This window comes from Paenibacillus sp. J31R34, assembly GCF_059383715.1.
Genome location: NZ_JBXENU010000009.1, coordinates 65,622 through 89,824 on the forward strand (window position 1 = coordinate 65,622; position 24,203 = coordinate 89,824).

General features: G+C 49.6%; 18 protein-coding genes. 7 read left to right on the forward strand and 11 right to left on the reverse strand.

All coding sequences use genetic code 11. The features are described 5' to 3' along the window. Positions 1-11 precede the first annotated feature (11 nt). The 11 genes from AC50YG_RS22995 to AC50YG_RS23045 all read right to left on the reverse strand — a co-directional run bounded on the left by AC50YG_RS22995 (position 12) and on the right by AC50YG_RS23045 (position 12,446). On the reverse strand, positions 12-812 hold the full coding sequence (locus tag AC50YG_RS22995) for a GNAT family N-acetyltransferase (RefSeq protein ID WP_494829968.1): 801 nt from the start codon (positions 810-812) through the stop codon (positions 12-14). 61 nt (positions 813-873) lie between these two features. Beyond that, positions 874-1,617 (reverse strand): SDR family oxidoreductase, encoded by a 744-nt coding sequence (locus AC50YG_RS23000; RefSeq protein ID WP_473756229.1) that lies wholly within the window; start codon positions 1,615-1,617, stop codon positions 874-876. A gap of 186 nt (positions 1,618-1,803) precedes the next feature. Further along, positions 1,804-2,391 carry a TetR/AcrR family transcriptional regulator gene (locus tag AC50YG_RS23005; protein WP_494829970.1) on the reverse strand — a complete coding sequence of 196 codons (588 nt, stop codon included), beginning with the start codon at positions 2,389-2,391 and terminating at the stop codon, positions 1,804-1,806. Positions 2,392-2,599: 208 nt separating this feature from the next. Then, a complete protein-coding gene (locus tag AC50YG_RS23010) occupies positions 2,600-4,045 on the reverse strand; it encodes a DEAD/DEAH box helicase (protein WP_494829972.1) in 1,446 nt (481 codons plus the stop codon). A gap of 277 nt (positions 4,046-4,322) precedes the next feature. Continuing rightward, positions 4,323-4,841: a DinB family protein gene (locus AC50YG_RS23015; protein ID WP_494829974.1), complete on the reverse strand. Its 519-nt coding sequence runs from the start codon at positions 4,839-4,841 to the stop codon at positions 4,323-4,325. A 221-nt stretch (positions 4,842-5,062) separates the two neighbouring features. Beyond that, on the reverse strand, positions 5,063-6,907 hold the full coding sequence (locus AC50YG_RS23020; protein ID WP_494829976.1) for an oligopeptide ABC transporter substrate-binding protein: 1,845 nt from the start codon (positions 6,905-6,907) through the stop codon (positions 5,063-5,065). A gap of 20 nt (positions 6,908-6,927) precedes the next feature. After that, entirely contained in the window at positions 6,928-7,818 is an 891-nt protein-coding gene (locus tag AC50YG_RS23025) for an ABC transporter permease (protein ID WP_341279607.1), read from the reverse strand. Between the two features lie 21 nt (positions 7,819-7,839). After that, positions 7,840-8,802, reverse strand: coding sequence for an oligopeptide ABC transporter permease (gene opp4B / locus AC50YG_RS23030; RefSeq protein WP_494829979.1), 963 nt, complete (start codon positions 8,800-8,802; stop codon positions 7,840-7,842). 2 nt (positions 8,803-8,804) lie between these two features. Next, positions 8,805-9,743, reverse strand: a complete 939-nt coding sequence (locus AC50YG_RS23035; protein ID WP_473756235.1) for an ABC transporter ATP-binding protein — start codon at positions 9,741-9,743, stop codon at positions 8,805-8,807. Next, positions 9,730-10,746, reverse strand: coding sequence for an ABC transporter ATP-binding protein (locus AC50YG_RS23040; protein WP_494829981.1), 1,017 nt, complete (start codon positions 10,744-10,746; stop codon positions 9,730-9,732). The genes AC50YG_RS23035 and AC50YG_RS23040 overlap by 14 nt, the downstream gene beginning before the upstream one ends. An 887-nt stretch (positions 10,747-11,633) precedes the next feature. Then, positions 11,634-12,446: an undecaprenyl-diphosphate phosphatase gene (locus AC50YG_RS23045; protein ID WP_494829983.1), complete on the reverse strand. Its 813-nt coding sequence runs from the start codon at positions 12,444-12,446 to the stop codon at positions 11,634-11,636. Between the two features lie 154 nt (positions 12,447-12,600). On the opposite strand from AC50YG_RS23045, the gene AC50YG_RS23050 reads away from it, so the two are divergent. The 7 genes from AC50YG_RS23050 to AC50YG_RS23080 all read left to right on the forward strand — a co-directional run bounded on the left by AC50YG_RS23050 (position 12,601) and on the right by AC50YG_RS23080 (position 24,202). Further along, positions 12,601-13,398, forward strand: a complete 798-nt coding sequence (locus AC50YG_RS23050; protein ID WP_494829985.1) for a metallophosphoesterase — start codon at positions 12,601-12,603, stop codon at positions 13,396-13,398. A 57-nt stretch (positions 13,399-13,455) separates the two neighbouring features. Beyond that, a complete protein-coding gene (locus AC50YG_RS23055) occupies positions 13,456-14,211 on the forward strand; it encodes an exodeoxyribonuclease III (protein ID WP_494829987.1) in 756 nt (251 codons plus the stop codon). A 201-nt stretch (positions 14,212-14,412) separates the two neighbouring features. After that, positions 14,413-15,747 carry an Ig-like domain-containing protein gene (locus AC50YG_RS23060; RefSeq protein ID WP_494829989.1) on the forward strand — a complete coding sequence of 445 codons (1,335 nt, stop codon included), beginning with the start codon at positions 14,413-14,415 and terminating at the stop codon, positions 15,745-15,747. Positions 15,748-15,819: 72 nt separating this feature from the next. After that, the gene (locus tag AC50YG_RS23065) at positions 15,820-17,745 is read left to right on the forward strand and encodes an S-layer homology domain-containing protein (protein ID WP_494829991.1); all 1,926 of its coding nucleotides are present in this window, start codon (positions 15,820-15,822) and stop codon (positions 17,743-17,745) included. Between the two features lie 115 nt (positions 17,746-17,860). Continuing rightward, entirely contained in the window at positions 17,861-19,201 is a 1,341-nt protein-coding gene (locus AC50YG_RS23070) for an Ig-like domain-containing protein (protein WP_494829993.1), read from the forward strand. A gap of 71 nt (positions 19,202-19,272) precedes the next feature. After that, entirely contained in the window at positions 19,273-21,201 is a 1,929-nt protein-coding gene (locus AC50YG_RS23075; RefSeq protein ID WP_494829995.1) for an S-layer homology domain-containing protein, read from the forward strand. A gap of 163 nt (positions 21,202-21,364) precedes the next feature. Beyond that, positions 21,365-24,202 (forward strand): Ig-like domain-containing protein, encoded by a 2,838-nt coding sequence (locus AC50YG_RS23080; RefSeq protein WP_494829997.1) that lies wholly within the window; start codon positions 21,365-21,367, stop codon positions 24,200-24,202. Position 24,203: the final 1 nt, after the last annotated feature.

Here is a 24,203-nt window from a genome sequence, read left to right on the forward strand (position 1 = left end):
GCGGTTGGTCTTCACATCGTATGATGCGTCAGCTTCATGAAGGGCTGGAGGCCCAGCGACTCGGCGAGTCCGATCGAGGCGGCATTCGTCTCCAGCACATGGTATCTCGGCCTTAGCCCACCCTGCTGCAAATGCTCCAAGGCGGCAGCCACAAGCTGCCGCGCCAAGCCTTGCCCACGCCAGCGCTCCCGGGTATGGACGCCTGCAATTTCCCAAACGTCGTCATAGTTGCAAAAAATAAAGCAACCGGCAGCAGCTTCACCTTCCCGGTATATGACGAAGGCATAGGCGCCTGCGGCAAAATAGTCGCGAAGCTCCTCCGGCGTATAACCGTTGCTGCAAAGCAGCGGCAGCAGTTCCACTGCCAGCGCCTCCTGCTTCACAACGTCCTCATTCCTAATCCCTTTATGCTGCTGCACGCTGCTGCCTGTTAGCTCGTTTTGGCTCGTATAGGAAATATAAGCTCTCGCCTGCTCCAGCTCGTAATAATGGGCAAGCTGTTCCCGGTACTCATCCTTCTGCAGCTTGAACACAAGGCGGGCTCCTGCGGGAACCGCCTTAAGCAGCTCGGGCAGCAGCGACTGCTCCGTATACGCGACAAAAACGATAAAGTTGGTGCCGGGATACGTCTGCTGATCATAGGGATAAGCTTCGACTGGCAGCAGTAGGAGCAGCCCCCATCGCGACGTTCCAGAGTCCTTAATGAGCTTGCTGATGATGGATGCCTCATAAGCCTCGATCATTTTCAGCAGCGTAATGTTCGTAAGCGTATCCTGTTCCAGAAGCGGCACGATTTGATCCAGATGCTGCATGATCGCTCTCCCCTTTTATATGAACCATATCATAGCTGCACAGGGGGTTCAAACTATCCTCTTAAATGAAGCCACCATTCACTCGCATCGTCTGCCCCGTTACCCACTGCGACTCCTTGCTTGCCAGAAACAGCACTACTTGAGAAATGTCTTCCGGCTCGCCTAGCCGTCCAAAGGAGTTGGCATTACTGATTGCCTTTATTTGCTCCTCCGTCTTTCCAACTTTAAACAGCTCCGTATTGACGGGCCCTGGTGCAATGGCATTAATCGTAATGCCTTTCGGTCCAAGCTCCTTCGCAAGCTGACGGGTAAACTGCTCTACCGCCCCTTTCGTTCCCGCGTAGGTGCTGTAGGTCGGGAACATATGGCCCGCCACCGACGTTGAAAAGTTAATAATGCGCCCGTTCTCCTTCATATGCAGTGCTGCTTGCTGTATCGTAAAAAAGGTGCCTTTGACATTAATCTCAAACTGCTTGTCAAAATCCTCTTCCGTTATGCTTGCGAGCGGCTTGTTAATCATAATGCCTGCGTTATTGACCAAAATGTCTATCTGTCCATACGCTTCCAATGTTTTGTCGAACAGCTCTTTGATTTCCGCCACCTTGCTAATATCCGCTCCAATCGCTTTCGCTTCCCCGCCATTGCGTTTAATTCCGGCGACTACTTCGTCCGCTTTTTCCGGGCTGCTTGCATAGTTGACAACGACCTGGGCCCCATGCGAAGCCAAATCCTCGGCGATTTTCTGCCCAATGCCTCTCGATGCACCCGTAACTAAAGCCACTTTACCCGTTAAACTTCTCTCCATCCGTGGTCCCATCCTTTGTCGCGAGGAATTATTCCTCGTTGTTGTTGACTTGAGTATAAGCGGACACATTACGAATGTCAAATAACAAATATTATTTTTTGTCATTTATACTGATTAAACACAAAAAAATACGCCTGTTAGAAACGGCTGCCGGAGGATTAATCCGAGCTGTTTCTAAAGGCGTATTCATTGTAATCCGGCAAGCAGCAAGCTCCATACGGCATCAAAATCTTGATTGATTTCCTTGCTCGACCATTCGCGCACAAATGCCGGATGATGAAATTTCGTTGTCGCGTGAAAAATAGCCCTTGCCATCGCATGCGCATCACCTGGCTTAAACTCGCCGCTGTCCATGCCGCGTTCTACAATGACGACAATCTGCTTGACCAAGTGATCGACATGCTCCGCAATTAAATCAACGGCTTCCAGCGTTACCGCCGAGTACATCGCAAACATCTCCGCATCCTCAAGCGCATACATCCGTTTCTTCTGCATGAGCGCCTCAAGCCACGAACGCAATTGTACAGCAGCGCTCCCGTCCGTTGCAGCCGCAATTCCTTCCAGAGGCTCGGATACGCTTTTATCCAGCCATCTCTCGGTAACGGTCTCTCGAAGCGCAGCTTTGCTGGCAAAATGCCTATATAAGGTACCATGACTGACCTGAAGAAACTTCGCGATATCCGTAACGGACGTTTTTTCTGGGCCATACCGCCGAAGCACCTGTTCCGCAGCGTCCAAAATCGCTTCCTTCGTTAGCGGCGTCTCATTTGCCATTGTTATCCCCTTCTCCACCAATTTGGTGCTTCAACCATAACATACAGCCTAGTCCAATACAAATGTCAATATCTCAATTTTGTCAGTCGAGCTTTATTTTCCTCCTACAAAAATAAAGCCGATAACGATGCAGCGCGATTGCTTGGAGGAGCGCTTTGCTTGATGCGCCCTTCCCGCTACGCTTGCTGATCGTAATCGGCTATACCCTTTATTTCCGCGCAGGCTGCACCTTAAGCAGCTTGCCTTTAACCGTCGTATTTTTCATCGCTTGCAGTACAAGCTGGCCTTTGCCATTCAAAATCTCCACATAGGTCTTGTTGTCTTCAATCGTAATAATGCCGATATCGACAGCTGTCATGCCCTCAATCTTCGCAATGGTGCCCACGAAATCAACCGCTCTGAGCTTGTTTTTCTTGCCGCCGTTGAAATGCAGCTTGAGGATGTCCGCACTCAGCTGTGACTTCTTGTCTTGCTTCAATTCGGGACTTGCTTTCAGCTTCAGCTCAAAGCTTTCCCTGCGGCTGTCCACAACATCTTCAGGCGGAGCCTCCGCCTGACGGATTTTAAACCCAATGTACGCCTCAACATTCGCGAGAAAAGAATCCTCATTCGGCGTCACGAACGAGATCGCCTTGCCTTTGTTGCCAGCTCGTCCAGTTCGGCCTGCGCGGTGGACATAGCTTTCCTTCTCCATCGGAAAATCGTAGTTGATCACATGGGAAATCCGATCAATATCAATGCCTCGCGCCGCTACATCAGTCGCTACCAAATAACGGAATTCGCCTCTGCGGAACTCGCCCATGACCCGATTACGGTCATCCTGCTCCATGCCGCCATGAATTTTGCCAATCGGATAGCCGAGCTGGGTCAGCTCATGATGCACCTCATCGACATTCACCTGCGTTCGGCAAAAAATGATGCAGCTGTCCGGGTTTTCCATTACCGTCACATCCTGCAGCAATTGAAGCTTGCGGTTATCCCGTACGATAAACAGCGAATGCTCGATTTCAGCCTTCGTGCTGCCCGCTCCTTTAATCTCAATGTCAACGGGATCATTCATGTAGCGATGACATAGACGTTCTACATCCTTCGGCAGCGTAGCGGAGAATAGAAGCGTCACCCGATCCTTGGGCAGCTCCTGAATAATCATTTCCAACTGCTCAATGAAGCCCATGCTCAGCATTTCGTCCGCCTCGTCAATGACGAGGAAGCGCAGCTTCTCCAGATCAATCGTATCTTTTTCGATATGATCCATAATGCGGCCCGGCGTACCGACGACCACATGATTTTTTTGCGTCAGCTGCATGCGCTGCGGGGCAAAGGGCTGCTTGCCATAAATAGCCGTCGCTTTAATTCTTTTGTAACGGCCTATGTTCGTAATATCCTCGGTTACTTGATCAGCAAGCTCGCGGGTCGGTGTCAATACGAGTGCCTGCGGCCGATTTTCGTCCCAATCGACCATTTCACAGATCGGAATGCCGTAGGCTGCCGTCTTGCCGCTGCCGGTGTGCGACTTGACCGTAAGATCGCGCTTGCTCAGCGCAATCGGAATCACTTCGCGTTGTACAATGGTCGGCTGCTTGTAGCCTAAGCTATCCAGCGCCCTGGTAATGTCTTCACTTAATTGATAATCCTTAAAGCTTGCTTCACTCATCATAGAGCTCCTTTGGTGACTGTTATATAAGTTAAACTCATAATGACACTGGGAACGGTGGTCGCCACTACGAGAAAGATTGGACTTCCGGCCGCTGTTGTTTTCTGATTTCTTTTATTTGTATCCTGTATGAGGATGAAATCATAAAACAAAGGCGGACGCTAAGCTAATGCTTACGAAGCGGCTTTCCTACGGAAAGCTTAGCTCTCTCCAGTTCCAACCTTTCTCTCCGTTACTCCTTTGCTCCATCTCATGCTTTCGTTCAACTTAATATCATTTAGTCAATTAAATATCGTTCTTTCAATACGTTCAAATGGTGCAGCTCGTGACCAGCGATAATGTAGGCGAGAGCCAGTGCCGTTACCTCGGAATTGCTTGCGTTACCGCGCCGTGCCAGCTCCTCATCGGAAAGCTTGCTAAGCAGCTTAAGCGTCGATTGCCTGATCGTCCGATATTCCTCAGTCAGCTCCGCAATCGCAAACTCATTAAACCTCGCGCCCGCTACAAATACCTCCTGCTCAAAACCAGGCAGCGGCGTCGAATCGCCCCGCGAAACCCGCAGCAGGCGATAGCTCATGACGCGCTCGGTATCATTAATATGGCCAAGGACTTCCTTAATGCTCCATTTGCCTTCTGCGTATTTATAGTCGCCGCGCTCCTCTGGAATGCTTGCGAGCAGCTCGCTTGTCGTATCGTAGGCCTCAAGCAGCACATCCTTAATGCTGCCTTCCGGCACCTTTTCAATGTATGTTTGATAAAAAGGGTTAAAGTCATTAATAGAAGGTCGATTGCTCATATTCGTTACCTGCCTTTCTTTATTTTCAAAGCTTCAGTTTCAGAGATTGTAGCATTCCCGCCCCCGTTTGAAAAGAGCGCTGCCGCGTCCTCCCCGCTGCCAAACGCACAAGCGGGCTGCTCCCCAAGGCGGAATCCTCCGCCCTAGTGAACAGCCCTCGTCAACAGGTGGACTTAAGCCCCGCCTGTTATCTTTTTTGCTACTCTAAGCTCTATTATACGCTATTTCGTTGCCACAAACGGTTTATCCTGCGAAACAGCCAGCTGATACAAATAAATGCCTGTGCCATCGCCGATCGCATAGTTCATAATCCGCTTGTTGACAGGGGCAAGCTCAGAGCGGTACAGCGTCGGGAATACCGGCACCTGATCGACCATGTATTGCTGCCATTCTTTATAAATGCCTTGGCGGACCGCTACATCAAAGGCTTTCTCCGAGACACCCTCGGCAAGCAGCCTGCTATTCTCCTCCGTCTCAAAACGCGGGAAGTTATAAATCGCATCTTTGCCATATAGACCAGCTGGATCTACATCGATGCCAACAGACCATGCTGCTTGATAAACATCAACCGTAGGATCGTCATCGCCATTGTTGCCCACACGGTCATAGAAGGAGTTGAACTCGACCATTTCCAGGTTAACCTTGAGACCGATTGCCGCCCATGATTGCACATAATAACGGGCCAGTGGCTCAGCAATATCTCCGCCCGTCATCGAAATAAAGTTGATGACCAGCTCGCTGCCATCTGGATTGGTGCGGAATTCACCGTTCAATTTGTAGCCTGCGTCATCCAGCAGCTTTTTCGCCGCTTCCGGATCGTAGGTTACACCTTTGTTCGTAGAATCATGGAACTCTGGGTGGGACGGCGGGATCAGCGTCGTTGCATTCCAGCGCAGGCCGTGATAGAACTTTTTGCCGACAGCATCATTGTCCACCGCCTGCCACATCGCCTTGCGCAAATTCACATCGCCCATTTTCGCCTTGTCATTCGGCTTAACAGCTTTTGCTTCTTTATCCCATGTACCAAGCTTAAAGCCGATATACGTATACGCGCGGTCAATCATGCCAAGGAACTCGACGTTCGACATGCCCGCATTGTCCGGATATTGGTCAACCGGGAACGAATCGACGAGATCAACGCCGCCGCTCTCAAGCTGCTGCACAACCGTCGTCGGGTTGATGACCTTCAGCACAACCTCATCCAGCGCAGGCTCGCCGCGCCAGTAATCGGCATTTTTCTCGAACACGACCGACTCGCCTGGTACAATTGATTTCACTTTAAAAGGTCCGAAGCCGATCGGCTTCTCGCGCACTTCCTTGGAAGCGGACATTTTCGCTACCTCCATCTCGCCAAAAATATGCTTAGCCAGCGGATATATCCAAACGCCGCCCGTCAGTAGAGACGGAGTAGACTGAATATACGTAATTTGCAGCTGCTTGTCTCCAAGCACCTTAATGCCAGAAATCGTTTTGGCTTTGCCGTCATGGTATTCCTGCATGCCTTCAATATTCGTAAAATTGGAATCGTAGCGCGGACCGTCATAGTCCTTGTGACCGATTATCTCATGCGCGAACAGCCAATCCTCAGCCGTTACAGGCTTGCCGTCCTGCCAGTTCACATTGTCGCGAATGGTAAAGGTAAACGTGCGACCATCCTCAGCAACCTCATAGGTAGCTGCCCCATCGTTCGTATAGACGTAGTTCGCATCCCAAGTCAATAGTCCCTCGTCAAACCATTGGAGGACCATCGCATCCGGGTTGCCCGAATAGAAATTGAAGTTCAGCGTTCCTTCAAATGGCGTATCGGACACCAAGCCGTAAGTCACGGAGCCGCCCTTCAGCGCCGTACCTTCATTAATTTTCACCTTGTTAAAATCCTCAATCGAATAAAGACCATCATCTTCAGCTGGCTCTGCATTTGCGCTAGCCGTAGGCTCAGCACTCGCCCCAGGACTTGCGCTCTCGGCCGCCCCGCTTCCGCCATTTGATGTACATGCCCCCAGCATTAGCGCGAGCACAAGCATCAGCGAAACGACTACATACCTTGTCCCTATACCCTTTCTCATTACACCATCTCCTCCTTTTATTAGCCTTTTCTTTGTCTTGCGTCCGTCGCGCGCTTCAGCGCTTGACCAACATTATTTATACTCAACATCAATACCAAAATCAGCACTGACGCGGGTAACCAGATCCACCATCTGCTCTCCAGGGTTTGCGGGTTTCTCGCATAGCTGACTAAGGTACCGAGGCTCGGCGTACTTTCAGGAAAGCCAAAGCCAAGAAAGGAAAGGCCGGATTCAAGGCCGATGTTCGCTGCCAGATTCAGCGTCATGGTCACAATAATAATGGAGCTGAGATTCGGCAGCAGCTGTGTAAACATGATTTTCAAGTGAGAGGAGCCTAGCGTTCTGGACGCCTGAATGTAATCCAGCTCGCGCTCCTGCAGCGCCTTCGACCGAATCAGCCGGGCAATGCCCATCCACAGGAATGCCGTCATAATGAGCGAAAATGAAATAATGCTGTATTTGGGCACGGCGGTTACGAACGCAATAACGATCATGAGCGTCGGCAAAATCATAAAGAAATCGACGAAGCGCATAAACACATTGTCTACGCTGCCGCCAAAATAACCCGACAGCATCCCAATCAGAATGCCGATAATCCCGGTCATCAGCGTCACAATAATCCCGATGGACAAGGAGTTTCGCGTACCGATGATCAACTGCCCGAATACGTCGCGACCGCCATAGTCCGTCCCCAGCCAAAACTCGGCGGAAGGCGGCTTGTACAGCGAGAACAAATCCACGGTCACGATCTGCTTCTGATCCAGCACAAGCGAAATGCCATATACAAAGATGATGATGAGTCCTAGAAAAAGAAAGGAAGCAAACGCCACCTTGTCGCGGACAATTTCCCGCCAGATGATTTTCCAGCCGGAGGGGCTTCGGTCCGCCTCGGCGGTTGCAAGCTTGCTCATAGTTTAAGCCTCCCTGCGCGCTTATTTAATCCGAATCCGAGGATCGACAATGCTCAAAATCATATCCGAAATTAAAGCTCCCAAAATCGATGCGAGCCCATACAGCAGCACCAGCGCCGTCACGACACTGAAATCCCGCAAGGAGATGGAGCTTAGAAACAGCTGTCCCATGCCAGGGTAACTGAAGATGCTCTCAATAAATACGGTGCCGCCAATCAGGCCCGTAATCTCATAGCCGAAAAAAGCGGCAATCGGCAGCAGCGAGTTGCGCAGTATATGACGGTTATAGACGCGGGACTCTGAAGCCCCCTTAGCCCTTGCGGTCAAAATAAAATCACGCTGCTTCGTATCAATAATTTCGCTGCGCAGCAGCTGTACCGTCGTCACGGTCGTAATCAGCGCCATCGACAAAGCGGGGAGCAGCAAATGATAGATTTTGCTAAATACATACGCAGCCGTGCCAGGCTCTGTCCCCGGCTTGACGCTGCCGCCTGTTGGGAACCAGTCAAAGTGAAAGCCGAACAGCCACAGCATAACCAAGCCAAAAATAAACAGCGGTGCAGCAAAGCCCAAGTAGGTATAGCCCGTAATCATGCGGTCCGCCCAAGTATCGTTGTAGCGGCCACTCGTAATGCCGAGCGGAATCGCGATTAAGTAAGTCAATATCAGCGTCGCGACCGACAGCCAGATCGTATTAAAAATGCGCTGGCTAATGAGCTCGGACACGGGCATTTTGAAGCGGAACGATTGTCCAAAGTCGCCCTGGAGCGCATGGATCATCCAGTTCCAGTACTGCACATGCCACGGATCGTTCAGACCAAGCCGCTCGCGCTGCGCTTCAAGCGCCGCTGGGTCCAGACTCGGATCAACAAGGCCTGTGAGCGCATCGCCGGGCATCGCTTTAGCGAGCAAAAAGACGAGAATGCTAAGTAAAAATAATTGCGGAATCATAATGAATATACGGCGAGCAATCGTTTTCCACATCGCTATCCACCTTTCCCAGGCAGAGCTACTAGATGCGTGCTTGAGATGGGCCTTAGTGAATAGGCCAGGCCCTCTTCGTCAAAATAGTCTCTGTAGGCTTGATCATATTCGGCTTTTACCGCTGCTCTAAACTGTCGTTGCTTCTCTCGCTGTGTAGGGTCGATATCAGGGATGGCTGCAAGGAGCCTCTTGGTGTAAATATGTTGAGGGTTATGAAAAATATCTGAGGTTGTGCCTTGCTCAACATGTCTGCCCTTGTACATAATACCGATGTGATCGCACATATGCCGGATAATGCCAAGGTCATGGCTGATAAACAAGTACGTGAGGTTTAATTCCTTCTGGATGTCCTGCATAAAATTAAGCACCTGCGCCTGTACGGATACGTCCAGCGCCGATACGGGCTCATCGGCGATAATCAGCTTCGGCTTCAAAGCAATCGCCCTAGCGATGCCGATCCGCTGCCGCTGGCCGCCGGAAAACTCATGCGGATATTTATAGATCGTCTCTGCGCTTAAGCCTACCTGCTCCAGCAGCTCTCGCACGCGCCGCTTCTCTTCCTGCGGTGACATCCGCTCGAAGTTGCGCAGCGGCTCCGCCACGATGTCGATGACGCGCTTCTTCGGATTAAGCGAGGAATACGGATCTTGAAAAATCATTTGAACATCGCGGCGGGCATTCAGCAAGCTTCGCCTGCCGCCTTCGTTCAAGTCTTTCCCTTCAAACACGACGCTGCCGGACGTAATCGCATTCAGGCCGATGATCGCCCGCCCCGTCGTCGTCTTGCCCGAGCCGGACTCGCCAACAAGTCCGTAGGTGCTGCCCTGCTCAATCGACAAGCTTACGCCGTCAACCGCCTTGACCTCGCCAACCGCTCTGCCGAATAAACCGCCGCGAATCGGAAAATGCACCTTTAAATCCTTAATATCAAGAAGCGCCATAGTCAGCCCCCTTTCCGTCCACTTTAGGAAAATAAAAAGTCCGATAGCAGGTGCAGCGGACGAAATGACCGGGACTTACTTCGTGCATCGCAGGCTCCGCCTCATGCGCCGCTTCCTGTATCCACGGAATGCGGGAGCGGAAGCGACAGCCCTCGCGGGGCAGCTTCTGCAAGGAGGGCACGATGCCCTGAATGACATGCAGCCGAGACTTCTCGGCACTGGCCGCCGGAATCGAGCTGAGCAGCGACTTTGTATAAGGATGCTGCGCATTCGAAATGAGCGTATAAATATCGGCGATTTCCACAATCTGCCCTGCGTACATCACCGCTACGCGATCCGCCATTTCCGCCACAACGCCGAGGTCGTGGGTGATGAGGATGATGCCGGCTCCGATATCGCTCTTCAGCTTGCGGATCAGCTCCAAAATTTGCAGCTGGATCGTTACATCAAGCGCCGTCGTCGGCTCATCGGCAATGAGCAGCTCCGGCTCATTGGCAATCGCAATCGCAATGACGACGCGCTGCCTCATGCCGCCGGACAGCTCATGCGGATATTGCTGATACGTATGCTCAGGGCGCGGAATGCCTACCTTATCGAGCAGCTCCAGCACCTTCACCTTGCGCTGCTCCGCCGTCAGCTTGTCGTTATGCAGCAGCAAAGCCTCCTCAATTTGGCTGCCAATAATCATGAGCGGATTAAGCGCCGACAGCGGGTCCTGAAAAATCATGCCCATTTCCTTGCCGCGCAGCTTGTTTAATTTGCTTGGCGGCAGATGAGCCAAATCCTGCCCCTTATAATAAATATGCCCTTCGATTTTCGCCCGCGTGTGGAGCCCCATAATCGAAAAGGCCAATGCGCTTTTCCCCGAGCCGGATTCGCCGACAATCGCTAAAATTTCATTTTTCCTGACGGCTAGCGAAACGTCATCCACTGCCGCATAGTAGCGGTCAGCTATACGAAAGGACGTCGTTAAATGCTCCATTCTCAGCAATTCCTCACTCATATTTAATCACCCTAACGAATTATAATTTCGAGCGTCAATTAAATTGATAATTCTGAAAATAATGAAGCGCTTGGCTCGGCATTTTCAGGCGAATCTTGCTGTTCGAAGATGGCATCATGAGCCTCAATCTATGTCACATTTTATATCATTAAGAATAGAGTTACAATACTTTTTATTTATCTTTCTCTCTTTTTTTAACATCTAGTTCGATTTAAGAGATAATGTTAGTCAAGTATTAACATATATGAAGGAGTAATATTTATTTAAAACCTCAAATAAATATTCATAGCTATAAATTAATTAAGTAATAAATTCAATATATTTTTTAATTATAATTCTTCCTGAATTTAGATATTGTGAGTTTTTCATAAAGAAATAACGGTTTTCTGCTCCGAGCATACAGGAAAAAGTTGTAAATTCTGTTGAAAGCAACAAAATCATGCTTCGCCATCCCCTTTTTTTTATTCGCAGGCATGCATAAACGCCCAACACAGGTGGCGCAGCCACGGTGAAACAGCTATCGCCGTCCTCTGGCGGCGTGGCGCGTTTCAGTCCGAGAAATATAGAGAAAGGAGTGCGCAATGCTATACTTTCCTATATTTCAAGGTGAAACGGCTATCGCCGTCCTTTGGCGGCGCGGCGCGTTTCAGTCCGAGAAATATAGAGAAAGGAGTGCGCAATGCTATACTTTCCTATATTTCAAGGTGAAACAGCTATCGCCGTCCTCTGGCGGCGTGGCGCGTTTCAGTCCGAGAAATATAGTCGATTATAAGTGTGGAACTTTTAAATGCTTATAATTACAAAAAAAGCTGGCATCCCTATTCGGATACCAGCCTCTCAAACCCTTTTTTCCCCGGACCTGTGCGCTCTCTCCTCCAGCAATCGTTCTAGAGGAAAATGAGCAGCAGAATGCCCGCGACAAAGCAATAATAGGAGAAATATTTCAAATTGCCACGCGCCATAATGTTCATGAACCAGCGCATAGAATAGTAGGTCACGATTAAAGTAGCGATGAAGGCTATGAGATAAGGAATCATCAGCGAGGCCCGGTTGGGATCATTCGCGATGTCCGATACGCCCAGCACCAGTCCGCCCAAGCTAATTGGTATGTATAGCATAAAAGAAAACCGCAGCGCCGTCTCCTGCTTCATGCCGACCGCAATGGACGTAATGACGGTAGAACCGGAGCGGCTAATACCCGGAATGAGCGCTACTGCCTGTGCCAAACCTACAATTAAAGCGTCCTTGACCGTCAGGTCGCCATCCCGCTTGCGTCCTTGCAAATTGCGGATTAGCCAAAGTGCCACACCCGTTATGAGCAGCGATATCGCCACCGTGCGCACGGAGGAGAAATATGATTCGATTTGATCCTTGAACAGCAGCCCGATAATGACGGCTGGCACTGTTCCAATGACGACATACATAGCGAACAGAAAGTCGCTTTTGTAGGCCTTGTCCCGTGTTCTCATATATTTGATGGTGTTAACGATCAGCCGATTAATATCCTGGCGAAAAATGTAGCCAATCGCAATCAGCGATGCCGTGTTCGTTAAAATCTCAAATGCCAGTCCTCGCTGATCTACGCCTAGCAGTTGCTGGGCAATAATTAAATGTCCGCTTGATGATACGGGGATCGGCTCCGTAAAGCCCTGAATAATACCGAGAATCAAATACTTCAGCCATAATACGAAATTGTCCATACCGTCTCCTTTTTTGCTTGTATTTACCTCCCCTATCATAACGCACCCTAGTAAACATGATCAAATCTCCTGAGTTGCCCACTACTCGCAATCATGATATAAATAGCGAAAGCATGAATCATTTCCAGTTGCAAAGGGGGCTACATCGGCTGTTATGAAAATCGAGCGAATACTTCCCGAGCCTCTTGAAAGCTTCCCCTATCAAACAGCGGCGGCTGGCGGTGGAACCTCCCCTGCTCTGCTGCCCGTCTATCAGGGCTTTGTATCCGGATTGCCCGAGCGTGTAGATGCCCTAATTGTCACCTCCGATTTGCAGGGCGTTGCCATCGATGATGGTTGTGAGGTACAGCTTGGCGAGCTGCTCCCCGAATATTTAGCGCTATTAATGGCGATTGAATTTCCCCATCTTTCCCTACAGCGTACGGTCGCTCTGTTATGCGGCGATTTATATGGGGATGCCAGCAAAAGGGGCAGCAGCGGCAATCCCCTTCAAGTCTGGCTCGCTTTCGGCGAAACATTCGGCTGGGTCGCAGGTGTACCCGGCAACCATGATATAATGGAGTCTGCGCATATGAATATGCTCGCCGCTAGCGATTGCATGCATTTCATGGACCTGCCAGCTTTGACCGAAATATTAGGACTCCGCCTTGCCGGTCTAGGCGGCATTATCGGACGGGCAGACAAGCCTAATCGCATGTCTCAGCACGATTATGTGAAGTGGCTTCGCAAGCTTATTATGAAGCAGCCCCACGCTTTGCTTTTGCATCAGGGACCGGATGAGCCGGCACTTGGACTTGAGGGGAACAGCGCCATTCGCGCTGCGCTTGAACAGCTGCCAGAGACGCTCGTATTTTGCGGGCACTCACACTGGGAGCCTCCCTATGCCACGCTTAGCAATGGAAGCCAGATTTTGAATGCCGATGGCAAGGTTTTCATCCTGCTGCCCGTCTAGTAGAAGCAATGCTTTTAGCTGTTTTTATATAAATGCCAACAGAGGAGAGGTTCCGCATTGAAGCTGGTTTCATGGAATGTTAACGGGCTGAGAGCCTGTGTGAATAAAGGATTTAATGATTATTTTACCGAGATGGATGCGGATATTTTCTGTCTGCAGGAGACGAAGCTTCAGGAGGGGCAAATTTCGCTGGAGCTTGGCGAGTCGTATTCAGATTACTGGAACTATGCCGTGAAGAAGGGCTATTCCGGTACGGCAGTGTTTACGAAAGTACCACCGCTTTCCGTCCGCTATGGCATTGAAGAAAATGAAGAGCCGGAAGGCCGCATTTTGACGTTGGAATTTGAGGGCTTCTATTTAGTTAATGTATACACGCCTAATGCCAAGCGCGATTTGCTGCGGCTGGATTATCGACTTGAATGGGAGGATCGCTTCCGTATTTATTTGCAGCAGCTTGATGCGGTGAAGCCCGTCATTGTGTGCGGCGATCTCAACGTCGCCCATCAGGAAATCGATCTCAAAAACGCCAAAGCTAACCACGGCAATTCGGGCTTCACCCCGGAAGAACGCGGCAAAATGACCGAGCTGCTGGCCGCCGGTTTTGTCGACAGCTTTCGCCACCTCTACCCAGACCGTACCGATGCCTATACATGGTGGTCCTACATGCCGAAGGTTCGCGAGCGGAACGTCGGCTGGCGGATTGACTATTTTCTGATCTCAGAGCGACTAGCTCCGCTGCTGAAGGATGCGGCCATTGATTCCGCTATTATGGGAAGCGATCATTGTCCGGTGCTACTCGATATTAACCTATAATGAAGAAAAGATATTTTAAACCGTCAAATTCTGTTTGCAGAATCTGACGGTTTTTTGCATTCTCCTTTTTAATTTCATCATTATTCGACGTTTTTCGACTTCATTTACCCCAATTAGACACTTCCGTTCAGAATCGGTTCAGCCCTAAAAAGTAAAATGAAGCTAAGCATCCTACTATTCGTAACAAGGAGACCCGGACAAATGAACAATTATTGGCGCAAAATGACCGCATTATCCCTGAAAAAGGGCCCCTCTCTTTTTGTTTGTGCTGCAGTATTGGGAACCACCTTGTCACTATCTGCTCCGGCATATGCAATTCCAGAACCTTCGAACTACTTTCTTCCTGTAGTAAACAATGATCTGCACTGGGTTAAAAATGATTCCAATGCGAATGCGGGAATGGGATCAACCATTGACGTTTATGGCAGCTACTTCTCATTGGATTCACAGAAGCTCTTCCCCCCATCAACCGTCATAACGATGTTAACTGCTACTTCTAGCGATACGAGCGTCGCGTCTGCGAACGCTTATTTGCCCAACTTTGAGATGGAAATATTCGGCCCGGGAACGACTGAAATCAGGGTTGAAGGCGTTACCTCTGAAAATGAAAAGCTGACCGAACACTTTCGCGTGACGGTAGACCTCTTCGCCGATACGAATAAAGACGGCTCTATTACGTCAGCGGATGCCTTTCACATCGTTCGCGAGCTAAGCAGAAATTCCACCCTTACTAACGGAGACTTCAATTTATATGATATCGACCGCGACAGATCCGTAACGGCAGCGGATGCTTCCGCCCTAATGAACATCTACACCGGCAAAACTGTCCTTAACTCGACTAAAAAATATGTTGTCACCTTAAGCGCCATTGACGATGCTCCAGTTATATATAACGGCTCCTTAAGCGCTGATACATGGGCACCAGGCCAAACGGTGACTACGCAATACAGTTATTTTGATCCTGAAAATGACTTCGAAGGCAATAGCCGCTTTAAATGGTTCCGCGGCCTGCAAGCAGATGGCTCGGGCCGTACGGAAATCATAGGCGCAACATCGAACAGCTATACTCTTCAGCAAACCGATCTAAATTATTATGTATTCGCAGAAGTGACGCCAGTTGCCGAATCCGGCGATCTGCTGACGGGCGAAACGGTCCTATTGAAGCCCGATTCTATCGTATTGAGTGCTACTCCTATCATTGTTAGCCTTACACCCGAAAATTACAGTGTAAATGTCGATAGAAATGCTGATATTGTCTTCACTTTTGATAGAGAGGTTACGGCTGTTCCTGGTAAACACATTCGTTTTTTTCATTCTGGAATAGACAGCATTGTATTAGACTATCTTGCCGATGATGATTACAATATTGAGGTTGTTGGGAAAACCGTTACGATTAAACACCTAGCTGGAAAACTGTCATACGGTACGCACTTTGTCCTTCTCATTGATCATGGTGCCTTTAAAGATGCAAACGGTAATTATTATGCAGGCTTCGATCAAGGAGAATGGGAATTTACTACCGACTTCCCGAGCTAATACTGCAACAGCTTGCGAACTTAACAAATAATCAAGCTTCATCCATCTACTCTTACTTCCATGGAGGTTATTATGCAAATATCAATGAAGCAAGCTCCCGCAAGACGCCTTCTGCTGCTCATGTTGAGCTGCCTGCTCGTATTGCCAGCTTTTCTCGTCCCTTCTGCCGCACATGCTGCATCAGACGCCCCTACTAAGGTTACGATTACGAATACCAATGTGACAGCCGGACAATCAGCAACCGTGCCCGTCATGCTCACTGATCCAGGAGACGGCGTCGGCGCTTACAATATGCAAATCGACTTCGATCCTTCCGTACTGAGCATCGTCAGCATTACACCTACACATGGTGAAGTGGCGCCAGAAAACGGCGCTCCATCAGCTACAGGCTATTTTCAGTCCAACTTTGACAATACGGCGGGCTGGGCACGCGCCATCTGGATAGACTCTACGGGCGGAGACTCGCGCATTAACGATCCTGTCCAACTGTTCGCTATTGAGGTTAAATCGCTCAGCAGCGAAACGGCAGGAACGTATCACCTGACTGTAGATACGACGAACGCTGAGAAATGGGCGTTCTACCGCAGCCCATCGCATACGACGCCTTCTACAGTTGATGGCGGAGAAATCGTCATTTCGAAGGCCAACTCAGGATCTGGTTCAGGTTCAGGCTCGTCAGGCGGCGGTTCCACCACAACTCCTGTTACAACTACACCAGCTCCGACAACTACAACAACTCCGGTTATTGTATACATCGACGGCAAAGAGCAGCCGCAGTTCGCAACGGCTCAAACATCCGTTCAAAATGGCCGCAAAACGGTTCAGCTGGATGTAGACAATGATAAGGTCATTAAGCAAATCGACACAGCTGGCATTAAAGAGCTTGTACTCCCGATTCAAGACAGCACAGCTGCTGTCGTAACTGGCGGCTTGAACGGTCAGCTGGTGAAGGAGCTGGAGAAACGCGGCGCAACTGTTAAAATCGAGACGCCAGCGGCTAGCTACACCTTGCCTGCGAGCGACATCAACATTGATGCGATTTCCGCACAGGTCGGTACCAAGGTAAAGCTGTCCGATATTAAAATCATCATTACTATTACCGCAGCAGACAATGCAACCATCAATTCTGTACAAAGCCAAGCGTCCAAGCAAGGCGTAAGCGTCGTTGGCGCTCCGCTAAACTTTGAAGTCATTGCGCAGTACAATGGACAAAACATCAGCATTGGCCAATTTAATCATTATGTAGAACGATCGATCGCTCTGCCTGCCGGCGCAGACGGCTCGAAGATGACAACGGGCGTCGTGCTTGGCGAAGATGGTACGCTGCGTCATGTGCCAACCTATATTTCCGTAACGGGCAGCACGTATTTTGCAAACATCAACAGCCTGACGAACAGCAGCTATGCGGTCGTCTATGCCCCTGCTTCGTTCAAGGATGTTGAAAATCACTGGAGCAAAAATGACGTCAACGATCTCGGCTCCCGTCTGATCATGAAGGGCGTATCGAGCACGGAGTTCGCACCGAATGCTTCCATTACACGCGCTGAGTTTACAGCAACTTTGCTTCGCGCGCTTGGTATTCACAAGGCTTCCAGCACCACTTCGGTTTCCTTCTCCGATGTAAAGGCAGGCAGCTGGTACGAAAATGAAGTGAAGCTCGCGGTATCAAACAAGCTGATCAGCGGCTATTCGGACGGCACCTTCCGTCCAAACGGTTTGATTACCCGTGAAGAAGCGATGATTATTTTAAACCGTGCTCTTGCGCTTACAGCTTTGCCAACCGTCAGCGATACTGCTGAAATCGATAGCCTGCTGGCTGCTTACGGAGACAGTGCATCGGTATCGGGCTATGCGAAAGCCGCTGCTGCCAGCGCTTTGAAAAACGGCATTGTGCAAGGTGCTGACGGTTCACTGAACCCGAATTCCAATGTGACCCGAGCACAAACGGCTGCTATTGTGAAGCGCCTGCTCGTCAAAGCTGGCCTGATTAACGGCTAAGCTACTAGCAAGCTTGTTATAAAGCTGTAAGATTCTGAGCTTGGAATCTTGCAGCTTTTCAAACTCAGCTACTGGAATTAGACAAACTACTCGGAATAAAGGAGACTTACGACAAATGAAGCATTCTTTGCGTAAAATGGCTGGGTTTTCACGCAGCAAAGGTCCCTCGCTATTGTTGTGCACCGCTGTACTAGGAACAAGCTTGTCATTATCAACTCTGGCGCATGCAGCATCTGGTCCATTGAACTACTTCCTACCTGTTGTAAATAACGATATACAGTGGGTCAAGCCTACTTCTAATTACAGTCCTGTCCCTAGCTTGGGATCGGAGATTATTACGTACGACTCCTCCATTATGCTGGATACGAGGAAGCTGTTCCCTCAGGGAGCCATCATCACTACGTTAACTGCTTGGTCCAGCAATACAAATGTCGCATCGGTTAATGGGCAGCTGCCTTATATAGACGTTGAAATTTTAGCTGCTGGAACGACTGAAATCAGAATTGAAGGCGTTACAGCTGGAAATGAAAAACTGACCGAGCATTTCCGCGTTACGGTCGACCGCTTTGCGGATACGAACAAGGACAGCATGGTTACAGCAGCGGATGCGTTCCTAATCGCAAGAGAGATAGACCGGAATACCGTCCTGTCCCCGGGCGACGCCAATCTGTACGATATCGACCGTGACGGCAGCGTCTCCATGGCAGATGTAACAGCACTGATGAATCTGTATACCGGCAAAACCTCCATTGACTCAACTGAAAAATATATCGTTACGTTAAGCTCCATTGACGATGCTCCTGCTGTGTACAACACTTCCTTAAGTGTCAACTCATGGGTGTCTGGCCAGACCGCTACTGCACAATACAGCTATTTTGACGCCGAAAATGATGCCGAGGGCAATACCCGCATTAAATGGTTCCGCGGCACGCTGGCTGACGGCTCCGACCGTGCGGAAATCATCGGTGAAACGGCGAATACCTATATCCTCCAGCAAGCCGATGTCAATTATTATGTGTTCGCAGAGGTTACGCCTGTTGCCGCATCTGGTGATCTGCTGACGGGCCAGGCTGTCCTCTTGAAGTCAAATGCTGCCGTAGCAAGCGCTGCTCCTTTCATTGTAAGCCGCACCCCTGTAAACGGAAGCGTCAATGTCAATCAAAATGACGATATTGTTTTTACATTTGATAGAGACATTTCCGCCGTTGCTGGTAAAGAGATCAAATTTATTGATACCTCAACTAACAGTGAAGTGCTGAGCTTTCCAGCCGACTATCCGGCTCACGTTATCATTAGCGGAAATACGGTTACCATTAGCGGTTTAACCATGTTCCTACCATCCGATACACAATTCAGCATTATCATTGATGACGGCGCCTTTGAAGATATGGATGGCGTTGATTTTGCAGGCACTGCATTTGCTGAATGGGTCTTCACTACCCAATACGTAGGTTAATCTTTTAAAAACTACCCAACGTCAAAATACCCAAGCACCACACATCTACCCTTACTATCATGGAGGTTATTATGCAAACATTATTGAAGCAAGCTCCTGCAAGACGCCTTCTGCTGCTCATGCTGAGCTGCCTGCTCGTGTTGCCAGCCGTTCTTTTACCAACTGCCGCACATGCTGCATCAGACGCCCCTGCTAAGATTACGATTACGAATACCAATGTAACTGCCGGACAATCGGCAACCGTGCCTGTCATGCTCACAGATCCAGGAGACGGCGTCGGCGCTTACAATATGCAAATCGACTTTGATCCTTCCATCTTAAGCATCGTCAGCATCACGCCTACACATGGAGTAGTTGCTCCCGAAGACGGCGCTCCGTCGGATACAGGCTATTTCCAGTCTAATTTTGACAACACAGCCGGCTGGGCTCGCGTTATCTGGATAGATTCCACGGGCGGAAATGCGCGCATTCATGATCCGATCCAACTGTTCGCTATTGAAGTTAAATCGCTAAGCAGCGAAACGACTGGAACGTATCATTTGACTGTAGATACTTCAGACGATGAGAAATGGGCGGTCTACCGCAGCTCATCGTATACGATCCCGTCTACCGTTGATGGTGGAGAGATTGTCATTTCCAAAGCCAACTCGGGTTCAGGTTCTGGCTCGTCGGGCGGCGGCTCCACAACACCGACTCCGACTCCTGCTGCAAGCACACCGGCTCCAACAGCAATATCAACACCTGTCATTGTCTACATTGATGGCAAGGAACAGCCGCAATTCGCAACCTCCAAAACCTCTGAGCAAAATGGACGCAAATCCGTCCTGCTTGAGGTTGACAACGATAAAGTAATCAAGCAAATCAGTACTACCGGCATTAAGGAGCTGGTACTTCCGGTTCAAGATACAACTGCTGCTATTGTAACTGGCGAGCTTAACGGCCAACTGGTGAAAGAGCTGGAAAGCCGCGGCGCAGCTGTTAAAATCCAAACGCCAACCGCTACCTACACGCTGCCGGCCATCGACATCAACATTGACAGCATTTCCGCACAGGTTGGAGCTTCGGTTGCCTTGTCGGATATTAAAATCACGATTACCGTGAAAACAACGGACAGTGCAGCAGCAAGCGCTATCCAAGCTCAAGCTTCCAAGCAAGGCTTGAACGTTGTTGGTTCTCCGGTAGATTTTGAAGTTACCGCAAATTACAACGGGAAAAGTGTAGTCGTTAGCCAATTTAATCATTATGTAGAGCGTACGATTGCTCTGCCTGCTGGCTCTGAAGGCAAAGCGATTACAACAGGCGTTGTATTTGGTGAAGATGGTACACTGCACCATGTACCGACCTATATTTCCGTGACAGGCAGCACGTATTTTGCCAATATCAACAGCTTGACGAACAGCAGCTATGCGGTCGTTTATGCCCCTGCTTCATTCAAGGATGTTGAAAATCACTGGAGCAAAAATGACGTCAACGATCTCGGCTCCCGTCTGATCATGAAGGGCGTATCGAGCACGGAGTTCGCACCGAATGCTTCCATTACACGCGCTGAGTTTACAGCAACTTTGCTTCGCGCGCTTGGTATTCACAAGGCTTCCAGCACCACTTCGGTTTCCTTCTCCGATGTAAAGGCAGGCAGCTGGTATGAAAATGAAGTGAAGCTCGCGGTATCAAACAAGCTGATCAGCGGCTATTCGGATGGCACCTTCCGTCCAAACGGTTTGATTACCCGTGAAGAAGCGATGATTATTTTGAATCGTGCTCTTGCACTTACAGCCTTGGCAACCGTCAGCGATACTGCTGAAATCGACAGCCTGCTGGCTGCTTACGGTGACAGTGCATCGGTATCGGGATATGCGAAAGCCGCTGTTGCCAGCGCTTTGAAAAACGGCATTGTCCAGGGCGCTGACGGTTCCCTGAACCCGGATTCCAATGTGACCCGGGCGGAAACGGCTGCTATCGTAAAACGCCTGCTTGTCAAAGCTGGACTGATTAACGGCTAAGCTTAATCTGTATGGTTTTAATCAGGCTGCAAAATTCTGTCTCTAGAATTTTGCAGCCTTTTTCCACCGATGATATTCGACAAAAGATTCAGAATTCGTTCAACCGCTTGTTCTACAATAAAAGCATCATCTCATCAATCGGCTTACAAGGAGACCTATGCGAATGAATAACTATTGGCGTAAAATGACTACTTTTTCCCGCAGCAAGGGGCCTGCGCTTATTTTGTGTGCAACTATGCTGGGAACCGCACTGCCGCTGCCCAATGCAGCAAATGCAACTCCAGCTAGTTCCAACTTTTTCACCCCAATCGTTAATAGGGACATTAGTTGGATTAAGCCTTCCTCCGATTCCAATGTGGCATTTGGCGCCGCTATCGAGCACAGCGGTTCCCATATTGCCTTGGATGCAAGTGTGCTGTTCTCTGGCATTGCTGGTCTTTCACAGCTAACAGCCTCCTCCAGCAATTCCGCTGTTGCTACAGCAAATGCTTATCAGCTTTACACTGAATTAGAAATTTTATCTGCGGGAAGAACTACGATTACGCTGGAAGCACATACCGCTAGCCTTGAGAAGCTTACGGAGCAGTTTGAACTGACGGTAACCCGTATCGGGGACACAACTGGCGACGGTGTTATCACAGCCGCTGACGCCCTGTACATCATGAAGGTGGTAAACAGCGGCACTGTACTGACGCCGGAAGAAATGAACCTGCTTGATATTAATCGTGACGGCGTTGTAACCGCTGCTGATGCGACCAAGCTAATGAGCAGCTATGCGGGCAAAGGCATTTCTACAAACAGCTCCACTTACATTGTCACGCTTAGCTCCATCAACGATGCTCCTGTGCTGTATGGCGCTTCGCTCAATGGTTTACTGAAGGCGGGCGAAATGATGACGGTGCAATATGATTATTTTGATGCCGAAAATGACGCCGAAGCCACATCCAGCTTCCAATGGTACCGCGGCTCGCAGGCTGATGGCTCGGACCACACGGCCATTGCTGGCGCAACCTCGGCCTCCTACCTCGTCGCGCCTGAGGATGTCGGCCTTTATTTGTTTGTCGAGGCTAAACCAATTGCAGCGACAGGCACAACACATGGTCAAGCCATCACGCTGACCTCCAGCACGGTGGTGCCAGATACGTCTGCACCCTATATTCAGAACCAAGTTCCAGCTCATTCAGCGGGCGAAATTAGTGCCACTGCCGATTTGGAACTGACAATGAATAAGCCTGTTACAGCTGTTTCTGGCAAGAAGATTTATATTACAAATACGGCAAACCCGCTTGATGTTCTGTCCTACGATGCAGCTGATACCAGTCATATCATCATAGATGGCAAAAATATTTCGATTAAGCATGCTGATCTAGGCAGTGAGACGAGCTATTTCGTCACGATTGACGCTGGCGCATTCATCGATCAAGCGGACAATGCATTTGAAGGCATCAGCGATTCCTCGGCATGGAGCTTTACAACTGCCGATATCGCCGCTCCGCTGCTCGTGCAGACCTCTCCTGCAAATCAGGAGCTTAGTTATGCTTTGTCAGCCGAGCTTTCCCTGTCGTTTAACGAGAACATCGTTCCGGTCACAGGTAAAAAAATTACGATTCGTCAGGCAGCAGACGATACGGTTGTGCAAACCTACAACGTGTCCGATTCACTGCAGGTTACGATTCAAGGCGGTAAAGCGATTCTCCATCCCGAATCACAACTTTCTGTACTAACAAGCATAACGGCTTATTATGTAGAAGTTGAGGAAGGCGCATTTACAGATGCGCATGGCAATCCGTTTGCGGGCATCAGCGGTGATGCAGCCTGGACGTTCCTGACCGCAGATTCGCGGACGTTAACGGCTGTCGATCTTGAGGATTTGACGGAGGATCAGCTGCGAGCTTCCGGCGGGGCTATTTTCAACGTTACATTAGATCAGGATACCTTCAATTCAGCAGCAGACATTAGCGACTTCGAGCTCAATCACGCTCCACAAGGCATGTCTATACTGTCTGTTATGCATTCATCCTCCAATGAAATTTGGCTCTCGGTTGATTACGACGGCACCGACTTCGATACGGATATTACAAACTTCAGCATTACGGCCAAGGCGAGCGCTTTGACCAGCGGACGTACGCTTACAACTCCTGCCATGCTGATTGCAGCAACGGATGAGCTGGAGATTACAAGCCTGTCCCCTGCCAACCAGACGACGGGTGTGAATAAAAATTCACCGCTCTCCCTTACGTTTAATCGGCCCGTTACAGCGGCAGCAGGCCAAACGCTTACCGTGTATAAAGCATCAGATGATTCCATTGCTGCTAGTGTCGCCCTTGATGATTCATCCAAGGTGACGTTTAACGGCAATACGGCAAATGTCCAAGTTGCCGGGCTCTCAGGCGCGACCGCCTATTATGTAAAGTTTGCTGCCGGAAGCTTTAAAGACAGCAATGGTCTGGCATCGACGGGCATGAATTCAAAGACGCAGTGGACGTTTACGACGGTTGCTGACGCTCCGCCATTCACAACGTCGCCCGTTTATATTTCTGAATTTTTACTTCAGGATGAAAACCGGGCAGCCGTAGAAATTTATAGCAACAACCTTACAGGCTATAGCTTGTTTGTTTACGGGCGCAACTCTACCAATGGACAATATTACGAGAAAGAGCTGGCTCTTTCTCAATTCACTCCGAACGGAGTCACCGTTATAATAGACACGGCGTGGTACGACTTTTTTGATGTAACCAATGCTGTCTATTACAATCTTGAAGAAAAACTTGCTCCAGAATGGGGATTTATCGTGAGCGGCATCGCTCTTAAGAAAGATGGCGTTGTCGTTGATGTGGTTGGCGATATCAGCTCAAACGGAGCTTTAACAAGCACCCTTTTCCCAAGCGGTGGCACAATGGTCCGCAAATCGGGGGAAATCGGCAAAAGCTTGTACGATACGAGCCAATGGTCGTTTTATCCAAAAGGCACGTACCAGTATATGGGACATCACACGCCATAAA

Coding starts and splice junctions, on each gene's coding strand:
- AC50YG_RS22995 (WP_494829968.1), bottom strand. CDS start 812: ATGCAGCATCTGGATCAAATCGTGCCGCTTCTGGAACAGGATACGCTT.
- AC50YG_RS23000 (WP_473756229.1), bottom strand. CDS start 1,617: ATGGAGAGAAGTTTAACGGGTAAAGTGGCTTTAGTTACGGGTGCATCG.
- AC50YG_RS23005 (WP_494829970.1), bottom strand. CDS start 2,391: ATGGCAAATGAGACGCCGCTAACGAAGGAAGCGATTTTGGACGCTGCG.
- AC50YG_RS23010 (WP_494829972.1), bottom strand. CDS start 4,045: ATGAGTGAAGCAAGCTTTAAGGATTATCAATTAAGTGAAGACATTACC.
- AC50YG_RS23015 (WP_494829974.1), bottom strand. CDS start 4,841: ATGAGCAATCGACCTTCTATTAATGACTTTAACCCTTTTTATCAAACA.
- AC50YG_RS23020 (WP_494829976.1), bottom strand. CDS start 6,907: ATGAGAAAGGGTATAGGGACAAGGTATGTAGTCGTTTCGCTGATGCTT.
- AC50YG_RS23025 (WP_341279607.1), bottom strand. CDS start 7,818: ATGAGCAAGCTTGCAACCGCCGAGGCGGACCGAAGCCCCTCCGGCTGG.
- opp4B (WP_494829979.1), bottom strand. CDS start 8,802: ATGTGGAAAACGATTGCTCGCCGTATATTCATTATGATTCCGCAATTA.
- AC50YG_RS23035 (WP_473756235.1), bottom strand. CDS start 9,743: ATGGCGCTTCTTGATATTAAGGATTTAAAGGTGCATTTTCCGATTCGC.
- AC50YG_RS23040 (WP_494829981.1), bottom strand. CDS start 10,746: ATGAGTGAGGAATTGCTGAGAATGGAGCATTTAACGACGTCCTTTCGT.
- AC50YG_RS23045 (WP_494829983.1), bottom strand. CDS start 12,446: ATGGACAATTTCGTATTATGGCTGAAGTATTTGATTCTCGGTATTATT.
- AC50YG_RS23050 (WP_494829985.1), top strand. CDS start 12,601: ATGAAAATCGAGCGAATACTTCCCGAGCCTCTTGAAAGCTTCCCCTAT.
- AC50YG_RS23060 (WP_494829989.1), top strand. CDS start 14,413: ATGAACAATTATTGGCGCAAAATGACCGCATTATCCCTGAAAAAGGGC.
- AC50YG_RS23065 (WP_494829991.1), top strand. CDS start 15,820: ATGCAAATATCAATGAAGCAAGCTCCCGCAAGACGCCTTCTGCTGCTC.
- AC50YG_RS23070 (WP_494829993.1), top strand. CDS start 17,861: ATGAAGCATTCTTTGCGTAAAATGGCTGGGTTTTCACGCAGCAAAGGT.
- AC50YG_RS23075 (WP_494829995.1), top strand. CDS start 19,273: ATGCAAACATTATTGAAGCAAGCTCCTGCAAGACGCCTTCTGCTGCTC.
- AC50YG_RS23080 (WP_494829997.1), top strand. CDS start 21,365: ATGAATAACTATTGGCGTAAAATGACTACTTTTTCCCGCAGCAAGGGG.